At 54.3% G+C, this 12,153-nt stretch carries 9 protein-coding genes; 6 read left to right on the top strand and 3 right to left on the bottom strand.

Features of this window, described 5'->3' with window-relative positions:
• Positions 1-282 (top strand): YqgE/AlgH family protein (locus Q1Q75_RS21360; RefSeq protein ID WP_300675022.1); only part of this gene is annotated, 282 nt, incomplete at its 5' end.
• 565 nt (positions 283-847) lie between these two features.
• On the top strand, positions 848-2,899 hold the full coding sequence (locus Q1Q75_RS21355) for a methyl-accepting chemotaxis protein (protein WP_300675020.1): 2,052 nt from the start codon (positions 848-850) through the stop codon (positions 2,897-2,899).
• Between the two features lie 1,194 nt (positions 2,900-4,093).
• On the opposite strand, the gene Q1Q75_RS21350 is transcribed toward Q1Q75_RS21355, so the two are convergent.
• On the bottom strand, positions 4,094-4,681 hold the full coding sequence (locus tag Q1Q75_RS21350) for a TetR/AcrR family transcriptional regulator (protein WP_300675018.1): 588 nt from the start codon (positions 4,679-4,681) through the stop codon (positions 4,094-4,096).
• A 241-nt stretch (positions 4,682-4,922) separates the two neighbouring features.
• Here Q1Q75_RS21350 and Q1Q75_RS21345 point away from each other — a divergent pair, with 241 nt between their 5' ends.
• From Q1Q75_RS21345 to Q1Q75_RS21330, 4 genes are all read left to right on the top strand, one after another.
• Positions 4,923-5,375: a pyridoxamine 5'-phosphate oxidase family protein gene (locus Q1Q75_RS21345; protein ID WP_300675016.1), complete on the top strand. Its 453-nt coding sequence runs from the start codon at positions 4,923-4,925 to the stop codon at positions 5,373-5,375.
• Positions 5,372-7,555 carry a PEP/pyruvate-binding domain-containing protein gene (locus Q1Q75_RS21340; protein WP_300675014.1) on the top strand — a complete coding sequence of 728 codons (2,184 nt, stop codon included), beginning with the start codon at positions 5,372-5,374 and terminating at the stop codon, positions 7,553-7,555. The genes Q1Q75_RS21345 and Q1Q75_RS21340 overlap by 4 nt, the downstream gene beginning before the upstream one ends.
• Positions 7,556-7,779: 224 nt before the next feature.
• Positions 7,780-9,417, top strand: a complete 1,638-nt coding sequence (locus Q1Q75_RS21335; protein ID WP_300675012.1) for an ATP-binding cassette domain-containing protein — start codon at positions 7,780-7,782, stop codon at positions 9,415-9,417.
• A gap of 102 nt (positions 9,418-9,519) precedes the next feature.
• Positions 9,520-10,245 (top strand): ParB/RepB/Spo0J family partition protein, encoded by a 726-nt coding sequence (locus tag Q1Q75_RS21330; protein ID WP_300675010.1) that lies wholly within the window; start codon positions 9,520-9,522, stop codon positions 10,243-10,245.
• Positions 10,246-10,983: 738 nt separating this feature from the next.
• On the opposite strand, the gene Q1Q75_RS21325 is transcribed toward Q1Q75_RS21330, so the two are convergent.
• Positions 10,984-11,730 (bottom strand): hypothetical protein, encoded by a 747-nt coding sequence (locus tag Q1Q75_RS21325; RefSeq protein ID WP_300675008.1) that lies wholly within the window; start codon positions 11,728-11,730, stop codon positions 10,984-10,986.
• Between the two features lie 198 nt (positions 11,731-11,928).
• On the bottom strand, positions 11,929-12,153 hold a 225-nt coding region (locus tag Q1Q75_RS21320), incomplete at its 5' end, for a hypothetical protein (protein WP_300675006.1).

Genomic DNA, 12,153 nt, shown 5'->3' with positions numbered 1-12,153 from the left:
GGCACCTATCCCATGGGGGATGAGGTGGCCCTCTCCAATTCCATGGAGACCCTGTCTGCTGTGGCAAGGGGAGAAGGGCCTGAACAAGTCGCTATTTTTCTCGGCAGCGCCGGTTGGGCTGCAGGACAGTTAGAAGGGGAACTTGTCGGCAATGTCTGGCTTACCGTCGAATCGGGCATGGATTTGATTTTTGATGTTCCGGCTGAAACTCGCTGGGAAAAGGCGCTGGAGCGTTTGGGTATCGATCCCGTGCTTCTCTCCGGCGATTCTGGTCGGGCATAGTCGAATAAATCGTTTAAAATTTGAATGGGAACGGGGGGATGTTCATTGCGGACATCCCCCCGTTTTATTTTGTATCGAATAGTTCAGGGGCAGGGGAGGGGGATGTTTCCTCTGGACGTAACTATATTGCGCAATTTTTCATGTGTTGACATGGACTATTTTTCGTTTTAAAAGGGCGACGTAAAAAATTGACAGAGATGGTGTACGGCCCGTTGCGTGTGATTGGCCGCCCCATTTTTGTTCAAACCAATTGATTCCGTTGATTGATCGTCTTGATCTCCACAGGGCCTGCGCATTCAGGTTGGAGCCTTGGAGGAGGGTGTTTGCTCAAGGGAGGGCAGGCATCATATCATGACGATTTTTTTGACCTATCAAGCAGAACGCCTGTTCTGAAAAAAGCCCGAAGGTTTATCCAATCCGGATGACGGGGGTGAAAATGGTTTTTCCATCGAAGAGGCCTTCTATCAGGTGATGGAAACCGAAAAAGGAAATCAGGGCTTGATCCGTCTTGTATCCGCTGTTGAAGGAATGGTTCGTGTTTAAGAAAATGAATTTGAAGACCCGTATGATTTTGACCATCTCATCTGTGATGGCTCTGGCCTTTGCGTTAACCATCGGTATGGTTGCCGTCATGTCCAGTAACCTGGCAAAAAAGGCCGCCCTTGAAGAGGCTGAGCAGATGGCGTACCGGTACGGCGGTGTCGCGAGGGCGGAGGTGGAAGTCGCCGTGGATGCGGCGCGTACACTGGCCCAGGTTTTTGAAGGGGTGAAAACCGAATTCGACGGGATGACCGTTGGAAGTGAGCTCCCTCAGCGGGATTTGCTGAAACAATTGCTGAAGCAGGTGATCGTTAAGAATCCCGATTTTTATGGTGTGTGGTCGATTTGGGAGCCCAACGCCCTGGATGGCCGGGATGCGGATTTTTCCAATACAACAGGCCATGATGCCTCCGGGCGGTTTGTGCCCATCTGGGATCGATATTCGGGAACCCTCGAACTCAGGACCTGTTCGAACTATCAGCGTGAAGGAAAAGGCGATTATTACCTTGTGGCCAAGAGAGTTGGCAAAGAGGTGATTTCTGAACCGTATACCTTCAGCATTGCCGGTAAGGGGCATTTGATGACCACGGTGAGCGTTCCCATTGTGGTTGATGGGAGAGTGCTGGGCGTGGTGGGGATCGACATCGCCTTGAAAACATTTCAGGAGCTGTTCTCCGACATCAAGATTTATGAAACGGGCTATCTTTCCATCATTTCCAACGGTGGTCTCTACGTGTCCCACCCGGATGAGGGCAGGCTTGGGGGGAGCCTCTTTGCTTCCGAGCCATGGGCGACAGAGTTTCAGCAGGAGATCAAAAGCGGTCAATTGTTTATGACCTCTAATTTTTCTAAAACCCTGAATACTCCGGTACTCCGGGTCAGTGCCCCGATTTCTATCGGCTTAACCGATACGCCATGGACGGCCATGATCAGTATTCCGGAAAAAATGATTTTGAGAGAGGCGCATAAGATCCGGTATGTCTGTTTTTTCATCGCCCTTTTTGCCATGGGGGTTCTTGTCTTGACGGTTTACTTTATCACCGGACGGATTCTCAGGCCGATCTTAAGGACAGTGGATTTTGCCGAGACGGTATCAAAGGGGGATTTCAGTCGGACCCTGACGACCCGCAGGCAAGATGAGATCGGTACCCTTGTGGGGGCGTTGAATAACACGGTGTCAACAATAGGGGACATGTTCCGGAATATCTCGGCGGATGTGACTCAGCTCACCTCGTCTTCATCGGCTCTTTCCGCGGTCTCTACCCAGATGTCTTCCGGCGCCCGTGAGACCTCAGAAAAAACAAATGCCGCAGCAGCGGCCGCGGAACAGATGAGCTCTAATATGCGGTCCGTGTCAGCCGCCACCGAGCAGTCTTCCCAGAATATCAACCGGGTGGCTGCGGCAACGGAACAGATTACGGGAACCATAGAAAAAATAGCCCGTAACTCGGAAGAGGCGCGGACCGTGAGCAAAGAGGCCGTTTCCAGCGCACAGAGGTCGTCGGAGAAGGTGAAGGCCCTGGGTGCCGTGGCCCACGAGATTAACACCGTGACAGAGGTGATCAACGAGATCTCTGCCCAGACCAATCTTCTGGCGTTGAATGCCACCATTGAAGCGGCGCGGGCCGGAGAGGCAGGGAAGGGCTTTGCTGTCGTGGCGAGCGAAATTAAAGATCTGGCGAACCAGACCGCTAAGGCCACCCGGGAAATCCAGAAGAAAATTGATGGGATTCAGCTCACCACGGGGGAGACCGTTCAGGAGATCGAACACATCTCTGAGGTGATTTTCCGTACCAATGAGATTGTCTCCTTTATTGCCGAGGAGGTCGATGAACAGTCGATCGCCACCCGGGAGATCGCAGACAGCATCGCCCAAGCCTCCCTCGGGATGAAAGAGGTCAGCGACAACGTCGCAGAAAGCACGGGTGCCGCCGCCGCCATCGCAGGAGACATCGCAGATGTTCATGAGGCGGCAGAGGAGATCTCTGACAGCAGCGCCGGCGTCAAACGAAACGCGAAAGAGCTCCACGACCTGTCCGACCAGCTCCGGGGCATGGTTGAGCACTTCACATTGTAGGGATGTTGGGCTTTGCCCGGGAATGAAAAAAAGGAAAAGCGTGCTTGGTGCTTCGTTCTTCGTGCTTGGTTCGAGGAGTCGCTGCGCTTCAGCAATCATGAAAAACCCGGGCTTGATCAGCGCTTCGGCCACTTTCGTGATCTCAACACCCTTTCTCGCTCCCAGGCTCTGCCTGGGAGTGTCGGGTGCAAGGCTCCGCCTTGCCGGCATGAAAAGCCGTAGTGCTGGGGTAAAATTCACAGACTGCGGGGTTTCAAGCGTGGAGGCAGAGCCTCCGGGAAGCATTCCCAGGCGGAGCCTGGGAACGAGGGAAAAGCGTTAAAAAGAAAGGCGTTCTTGGTTCTTCGTGCTTGGTTCGAGGAGTCGCTGCGCTTCAGCAATCATGAAAAACCCGGGCTTGATTATCGTTTCGGTTATCCTCGTGATCTCATTACTGTTCCACAGGTTGCGGGGTTTCGAGGGAACCACTACCTATGTGGTTCGGGCTGGGGCCAATCCCCCGACAAAAAAAAGCCGCGGCGGAGCGCGCCCAGGAGGGCGCGTGGTGCCTCCACGCCATTCTCATAGCCCTGACAGTGTTTCCGTTCTGTGGACCCCATGTCTCTTCAACTTCTCAATGGCGCTGTTTTTCGGGCGCGCCGTGCTCCGTCGCGGCATTTGCGTGATACCGGTGGGAGGGAGTCACTCGTTGGGATGTGATAACGGATGCGAGGCAAGTTTTTGTTGCTCCTCCGAAGGGTGAGAAAATCGAGCAGAAAACCATGAATTACATTTTGTATTTATAAATATCTAAATTCTTTACAGTAACCAGCCGTAATAGCATCTTATTTCTTTGGTATGATCGTTTTCTCATGAAATATCCGGGTTAACCCGGATCGCCCGAAGGGTGAGAAAATCAAACAGAATACCGTAGATTACATTTTGCATTTTTGAAACGACTGAAAATATTATTGCAAGGAACTGTCATTACGAATGATTCCTTAACCCTGATTGTTTTTTCATGAAATATCCGGGTTAAGGTGGTTCGGGCCGGGGCCAAGCCCCCGATAAAAAAAGCCGCGGCGGAGCACGGCGCGCCCAGGAGGGTGCCGTGGTGCATCCGCTTCATTATCAAACCCATCCCATAAAAATTGGAAAAAATTTGGCCACGGCAAGGTCGCCGGAGGCTTTTTTCCTCTATCACGGGCTGAATAGTCACCCCTTATTTTCTATGCTCGCCAGGGTCATGGCGAGCATCTTCTCAACCGATTCCCGGTCGGACCCGCCTTTTATTATGACAACCATGCCGATTAAAAAACAGAACAGGGTATTGGAAAGGACCTTGATGTCTGCGTCTTTGGGAATGTCTCCCTGGTCCTGTGCGGCACTTAAACAAAGCTGAAAATCTGCTTTCTGGAGGGTCCAGTGGTGCTGCACCCGGTCCAGGACCACGGCCTCGACCTGTTCTTTTTCAACCACGGTGGTGACCAGAAGGCATCCGTCGCCATGGGCTGAATACGCGTAATCGATCCTTCGACGGAAAAAATCTTCGATGTTTTTCAGGCCCAGGGGCTGCCTGCGCAGGACATGGCCGAAATCCCGGTAAACGGTCTGAACGTAATGGTTGATGCACTCACAGAAGAGCCCTTCCTTGCTGCCAAACTCCTGATACATGCTGTGCTTGTTCAGTTTCGTCGCTTTGACCAGGTCGTTGATGGAGACGCCTTTGAACCCCTTGTTGATAAACGCGGCGGTGGCTGTATCCAGAACATTTTGGGTGTTATATTCTTTGTTTCGGGCCATGGTTTTGTCCTTTGTGTGGCTAATGGCTGTAACTAAAACGACTGTTCTGAAATGTCAAACCCAAAAAATGACGGGCCTTTTCAGGACGAGTGGCCGGATAAACACAGGTTGCCGCAGTCGGGGGCTGAATCCTGCAGGTAAATCTGATACAATCATTTATCCCATTATATCCAAATCTTAATCAGACCTTCATCATATCTTAATCAGACCTTAATCAAATCATAGCGAAAGGCAGGACGACATGACCCATCCCACACCCGTGGTTGAGACGATCCTCTCCTTGTTTGACGGGCAGCAGCTGGGGGTGCTGAGCACCCATTGCAAGGGGCACCCCTATGCTTCTCTGGTGGCCTTTGCATACACGGATGATCTGACCCGCCTTTTTTTTGTCACCTCTCGCGCCACGAGAAAATACGATAACATCGCAGCCGACGACCGGGTGGCGATGCTCATCGACAGCCGATCCAATCAAGAGATCGATTTTCATGAGGCCCGGGCCGTTACCGTGACGGGCAGGGTCCATGAAGCCTCGGGAGATGAGGCGGCCACCCTGAAAGAACGCTATCTCATCCGGCACCCCTTCCTGAAAAATTTTGTGCATGCTCCTACCTGTGCCTTGATGGTGATGAGGGTCCAGCGCTGTATTCTCGTGGAACAGTTTCAAAACGTCACGGAGTATGAGGTGGCACCATGAAGCTCGTTATTGCCCTTTCCGATATCAGGGACGCACCGGTGGCGTGGGTGGGGGGCAAAGCCACGGCTCTGGCCCGCATGAAATGGGCCGGTGTCCCGGTTCCCGACGCGGTCTGCGTTACCTCCGAAGCGTATCGCCTCTTTGTCTCCGAAGGGGGGCTGAAGGAGCGCATCCTTATGGAATTAAGCAGAAAACCCTTTGCTCAGATGCGCTGGGAAGAGGTGTGGGACGCAGCCCTTCGGATCCGCAATCTCTTTTTAACGACCCCCTGGCCGCCACACCTTTATGCCGCCCTTGCCGAAGGCCTGAACGGCTTTTTAGATGAGCGGCCTTTGGTGGTCCGCTCCTCCTGCCCCGGAGAGGACTCGGCTGAATCCTCCTTTGCCGGCCTGCATGAATCCTATGTGAATGTGCGCGGGCTTGAGGCCACCCTTGAACGCATCAAGGGGGTCTGGGCCTCTCTCTGGTCGGACGGGGCGCTTCTCTATCGGCGGGAGCTCGGAGGGGATGTGCACCTGAGTACCATGGCTGTGATCGTCCAGCACCTGGTGACGGGGGAGGTTTCCGGGGTGGGCTTCAGCCAAAGCCCCCATACCTCATCCGAAGGGGCTGTGGAGGCGGTTTACGGCCTGAACCAGGGGCTGGTGGATGGAACCATCGAGCCGGATCACTGGCGTTTGGATCGTGAGACCGGGGCTGTACTTGAGCATCGGGAGCCTTTGCGCAGCTCGTATGTTGGGCCGGACAGCACAGGAGTTCGTGCCTTTCCTCTATCGGGGGCCAAGGCCCAGACTCCCCCCTTGATGCCAGAGGAGGTGACCCGTATTTTTGAATTGGCGTGTCGCCTTGAACGACTTTTCGGGGCGGCCCAGGATCTTGAATGGACCCTTGCCAAAGGCACGCTTCATGCCCTTCAGTCTCGTCCCATCACCACCCTGGATTCCGGCGACTCATCGGATCGAAATGGCTTGTATCAGAGCCTTCACAGGAGCTATGAGAACCTGAATGCGTTGCGGGAGAGAATCGAGAATCATCTTCTGCCGGAGATGGTGCGTGCTGTGGATGACATGGCGGAGGCACCCCTTCTCACCTTAAGTGATCGCGATCTTGCCGAAGAGATCAAGGCGCGTCTTGAGGTCAATGAGCGATGGGTCCAGGTCTACTGGACAGAGTTTATTCCGTATGCCCACGGAATTCGCCTTTTTGGGCAGGTGTATAATGATGCAGTAAAGCCCGAGGATCCGTTTGAATTCACCTCTCTGCTGACCCACACGCCCTTGATGGGAATGGCACGAAACAGGCGGCTGAATGAACTGGCCGAGCTGTTCAGGACCCGGGGTGACTTGGGGCAGGAGGCAGGCAGGAATCCGATCCACTTGCCCCCTGAGCTCGAAGAGCCGCTGACGGCGTATATCGATACCTATGGTGCCTTTCCCTGGCTTGAGGGGGAGGGTTCCCGGTCGCAGCAGACTCGGGCCTCTCTGGTGACGCTTTTGTTTGAAATGGCCAGGCACCCACCCGCGTCCGAACCCACGATAGAGGCGGCTCCTCAGCTGGAGGCTCAGTTTCTGGGGTGTTTTGCTGAAGGGGAGAAAGCTTACGCTCGAGGGGTTCTGGCGTTGGGGCGCTCCAGCTATCGTCTTCGTGATGATGACAACATTTATATGGGGCAGCTGGAGACCCAGCTGTTAAGGGCTGTGGACGAAGGACGGAAACGGCTTGAAGAGGGCCATGAGGACACCGTCACGGCTCAACTTCGGGATGAAATTGAGCGGTTCGGCATTCGCTCCACCATAAAAAGTGCCGCTTCCGATACGCCCGTGGGAGGCCCTGTTGTCAAAGCCCGTCAGATCATGGGGCAGCCCGCAGGACAGGGTATGGCCCAGGGAAGGGCGAGGGTGATCCGAACCCCCAAGGATCTCGGTGGCTTGAAGCATGGTGAGATTCTGGTGTGTGACGTGGTGGAACCCAACATGACCTGGGCGGTTCCCCTGGCGGCAGGCATTGTGGAGCGTCGTGGTGGGATGTTGATCCACGGGGCCATCATCGCCAGAGAGTACGGTCTTCCTTGTGTTACGGGGGTTCCCGATGCCACGCAGCGGATTGAGACCGGCGACCGGGTTACCGTGGATGGGTATCTGGGGATGGTGATCCTTGGCGAGTCCACATCGGTTTTTTAAAGGACCATCCTGACCTAAAATATTAAAAAAGATTGCTGATTTAAATGCGATACGCTATAAGCAGGCGTCGCATGAACCACGGGTTGGAACGACCCGTGGTTTTTTTATTGTTCAAATCCACATCCGTAACCCGTATCTTTCACGATTTCTAAGGCTTTCATTTTTGTTTGTATATGAAGTATCGGGGTCGGGTGGTGGGGATGTAATTATATGAGGAACCATCTATGATCAGCGCATCCAACGTGGCGCTTGCCTATGGCAAACGCATCCTGTTTAAAGACGTCAACATCAAGTTTGCCCCCGGCAACTGCTACGGCCTGATCGGCGCCAACGGTGCCGGAAAATCGACCTTTCTTAAGATCCTCTCCGGAGAGATCGAGTCCGACAAAGGAGACGTGAGCGTCGGACCCGGTGAGCGTATCGCGGTGTTGAAGCAGGACCATTTTGCCTACGACGAAGAGACCGTGATTAATACGGTCATCATGGGGCACAAGCGGCTCTACGACATTATGATAGAGCGGGACGCCATTTATGCCAAAGAGGACTTCACCGAGGAGGATGGCATCCGGTCCGGTGATCTGGAGTCTGAGTTTGCTGAGATGAACGGCTACGAGGCCGAGCCCGAAGCGGCCGTTCTCCTGAACGGCCTGGGTGTTCCTGAGGAGATGCGCCACCGAAAGATGAAGGAGCTGGACGGGGGGGACAAGGTTCGGGTGCTGCTTGCGCAGGCCCTGTTTGGAAACCCCGATGTGCTGCTCCTTGACGAACCCACCAACCATTTGGATCTGAAATCCATCGTCTGGTTGGAAGATTTTCTGGATCGCTTTGCGAACACCGTCATCGTGGTCTCCCATGACCGTCACTTTCTCAATCAGGTCTGTACCCATATCGCCGATATTGACTACAGCAAAATTCAGGTCTATGTGGGGAACTACGATTTCTGGTGCCAGGCAAGCCGTCTGGTCCAGAAGCAGAAGCAGAATGAAAACAAGAAGACCGCGGACAAAGCCAAGGAGCTCACCTCCTTTATTCAGCGCTTCAGCTCCAACGCCTCCAAGGCCAAGCAGGCCACCTCCCGTAAAAAGCTTCTGGAAAAGTTGACCATCGAGGATATGCCTGTTTCAACCAGGCGATACCCCTGGATCGCTTTTAAACCGGAACGTCCCTGTGGCAACGTGATCCTTGAAATCGAGAACCTGACCAAGACCATCGATGGTCAGAAGGTCCTCAATAATTTCAGCATGGTTGTCAATGGCGGGGATAAGATCGCTTTTGTCGGAGACAACAGCCTGGCCAAGAGCACCCTGTTCCAGATCCTGGCCGGGGAGATGGAGCCCGACTCCGGCAGCTTCCGTTGGGGCCAGACCATCAGCCCCTCCTGCTTTCTTAAGGAGAACAGGCAGTATTTCCAGACCGAGATGTCCCTGGTTCAGTGGTTGCTGCAGTACGCTCCCCCCGAAGAAGGCGAGAGTTTTGCCCGCGGCTTTCTTGGCCGCATGCTCTTCTCCGGAGAAGAAGCCATGAAGACCACCGCGGTGCTCTCCGGCGGGGAGAAGGTGCGTTGCATGCTTTCACGCATGATGCTCTCGGATGCCAACGTGCTGGTGATGGATGAACCCACCAACCACTTGGACTTAGAGTCCATCACAGCCCTTAACGAAGGGCTGATTGCTTTTCCTGAGGTGATTCTTTTTGCCTCCCATGACCATGAGTTCGTTTCCACCGTGGCCAACCGACTTGTGGAGCTCACCCCCCAGGGCAGCCTCGATCGACTGATGGATTTTGACGACTATCTGGCCAGCCCTGAAGTCGCCAAAGAGCGGGAAGAGCATTACCGCGCGGAATGCGCGATGGCGGTATAGCGACAAGGTAGCTTAAGCCTCCGGCGGCCATGCCGGAGGCTGCTTTTTACGTCTCGTGCCCTTCGATGAAATCAGGTGACGAGGCTTTTTGGGAGAGAGAACATGAATATCAGCACCATGCCCATCACTGATTTAAAGGTGGAAAAGCCTTTTTCAACCCTTTTCCCTGTGGGGCAAGACACCCTGGAGGGGATCCGGTTGGATATGGAATCCAACGGATATGATGACGCGTTTCCGATTATTGTCTGGGAGGAGAAGGGCATTGTGGTGGATGGGCACACGCGTTTTACCGCAGCCCTTGCCGTGGGTCTGGAAGAGGTCCCGGTTCTGATCCGGAATTTCGAAAACGAAGACGATGCCATCCTGTATGCCTTTCATCTCCAGCGAAACCGCCGGAACCTGGCCGATGAGGACATCTTGCGCTGCCTTCAGGTTCTGGACGCCATTGATGACAATCGCGACGAGGATGCCAAGCAGACCCGTAGAGAGAAAATCAGGGAGCGGGCCGGGGAACTCGGGACCAGCGAAAGCAAGATCGACAAGGCGAAAAAGGTGATGGAGCACGCCGACGAGTCCCTCCGCGAAGCGGTGGAAACCGGGGATAAGTCCATCAACCAGGCGTTTAACGAGATGCAGGAGATGCGGCGTGAAAGCGGTGAGCTGAAAGGCCGCACCACCTCTTCCCTGGCTTGTGGCGCCCGCTACAGCAAAACCCTGGGCAAGCTCATCGAAGAGCTGACCCGTATCCGTGACGAAGGCTGGGAACAGATTTCTATCGAGAAAGCCCTCCTGGATGTTGAGACCCTGAAAAACATCATTGAAAGCTGAAGGGCAAGGTGACGCCCCACCTTGAACGTGTGTTTGCTTATGCGCACGGGGAATCGTTATTTTGGGCAGCAACTTTAAACAAGTCCCAAAAAAGACGGACCGAAATGGAGCGCCGCACTCCGGTGCGGCTTTTCGGGTGTGACGCATTGCCGACGTCCTGGGGGATGTGAGGCAGGGGGTGTTTGCGCACCGCCGAAGAACCGTAACGCTCATGAATGCCCAAGGACGGATGCCCGCCACACAGCATCAACATGGCCAAAGGGGTTGAGTGTCGCATGGATGGATGTGTTGCCATCCCGGCCGATTGAGGTAGATGAGGCTGAACCGTTATAATTTTCAGAAACAGGCGTGATCCGAATGGATCGCGCCTGTTGTGTTTTGGGAGAGAAAACAGAGCGAAGGGTTTCCCCTTGCCTGAACGCTCAATGGCCAGTCAATGATGGCCCGCCCTCCTTGGAGCGCCGCACTCCGGTGCGGCTTTTTGCGTTTGGGCCATGGTCATCGTTTCGGCCACATCCATAAAAAACAGGTCTCGTGCATGGCACTCTCTCGTTCCCAGGCTCCGCCTGGTAATGCTCCCCGGAGGCACTGCCTCCATGCTTGAAACCCCGCAATCTATGAGTTTTACCTTTGTACCTCTTTAAAACCTGTTTATAAAACTTTCTTGTCGCGCCGTAGCCCTCGGGCGAAGGCGGATCAAAAGTTTGGCCCCTGGAAGCATTGATGACACACCAGCGTTTACGGCTCAAGTGTGAAAATCGTCTCATCCACCGGTGGGTTAATGATCATCCGATCGATGCGGATGGTCGTCTTAACACCCTTGCCAGAGGTGAGGATGATGCGTTTGAAGTGGTGGATGCCCTCTGGATCGGTTTTGGGGATGAGGCGCATCTCATAGACCTCTCCATGGGCCGTGGAGAGGGTGGCACGGGTAGGGAGGCGGTTCTCGTTTAAGGTGATGGCTTTTTTGTGGCTCCTGTCGGGGTGCAGGATCAGGGTTTCGGTCCCCAGGTCAGAGGCCGTGAGGAGTCGGGCGGATTGAAAGGTCCCCACATCTATTTTTCCTGAGAGCAGGGCGTGGATTTCGGAAAGGGTGAGGGGGATGCCTGTGGCTGATTTCAGGGACGGGTTCTTTACCTTTTTCGAGTAGGGCGTGTGGCTCCCGACATGGGATCGCAGCTGAAGATGGGTGCCGTTATAGGCCAGGCTTTCAATGGGCGTGGCCGAGGCCAGGATCTCCATCCGAAGAAGGTTGGGGGGTGCGCCTGCCCAGGCGATCCGAAAGCGTTGGGTTTGGCCTTTTTCGGTGATGACCACGGAGCCTGTCCCTTTGAAGGTCGTGACCACTTCGTTAAGACGGGAGAGGTGGTCTAAAGCCTCCTCGGCACCGTCGGGTTCGAACCGGGAAAGCGGGGTCAGCAGGGAGCAGGCGGAAAAAAGCGGCAGGATGAAAAGAACGACGAGAATAAAAAGCGAACGCGGCATGGATTTTTGCTTTCTCTGGTTGTGGGGTAAAGGGTAGTAACCCGCTTTCGTGGGCATCGAATTCATGGCACCAGGCATGCTTTTGTCCGGGTGGGTGGAACACCCTGTTTCGGGAGTGGGGCAACTGACTGTCTCCGTTTATTTGTAACTATTCAGCGCCCAAAAAGCGGCCTCCGATGGCAAAGGTGGCAAAGCCACTTAGGTGAAAACACCTTGAAAGCAGGTTGAAGCAGATTCATCAAGGCAAATTACATCCGCCTTTGATTTCGTGTAAGTCTGGGCCTTGATCATCGTTTCGGCCACCTTCGTGTTCTCATCACTCTTTCTCGCTCCCAGGCTCTGCCTGGGAGTGTCGGGTGCAAGGCTCCGCCTTGCCGGTACGAAAAGTCGTAATGCTGGCGTGAAACTCACAGATTGCTGGGC

The sequence above is a fragment of the Desulfoluna sp. genome (genome assembly GCF_030145185.1).
GTDB lineage: Bacteria > Desulfobacterota > Desulfobacteria > Desulfobacterales > Desulfolunaceae > Desulfoluna.
The sequence above is the reverse complement of the archived record's forward strand: the minus strand, read 5'-3'. Positions and strand labels throughout refer to the sequence as shown.

Bases quoted from the DNA above. Each gene is read 5' to 3' on its own strand.
- Q1Q75_RS21325 (WP_300675008.1), bottom strand. From the start codon at position 11,730: ATGCCGCGTTCGCTTTTTATTCTCGTCGTTCTTTTCATCCTGCCGCTT.
- Q1Q75_RS21345 (WP_300675016.1), top strand. From the start codon at position 4,923: ATGACCCATCCCACACCCGTGGTTGAGACGATCCTCTCCTTGTTTGAC.
- Q1Q75_RS21355 (WP_300675020.1), top strand. From the start codon at position 848: ATGATTTTGACCATCTCATCTGTGATGGCTCTGGCCTTTGCGTTAACC.
- Q1Q75_RS21340 (WP_300675014.1), top strand. From the start codon at position 5,372: ATGAAGCTCGTTATTGCCCTTTCCGATATCAGGGACGCACCGGTGGCG.
- Q1Q75_RS21350 (WP_300675018.1), bottom strand. From the start codon at position 4,681: ATGGCCCGAAACAAAGAATATAACACCCAAAATGTTCTGGATACAGCC.
- Q1Q75_RS21335 (WP_300675012.1), top strand. From the start codon at position 7,780: ATGATCAGCGCATCCAACGTGGCGCTTGCCTATGGCAAACGCATCCTG.
- Q1Q75_RS21330 (WP_300675010.1), top strand. From the start codon at position 9,520: ATGAATATCAGCACCATGCCCATCACTGATTTAAAGGTGGAAAAGCCT.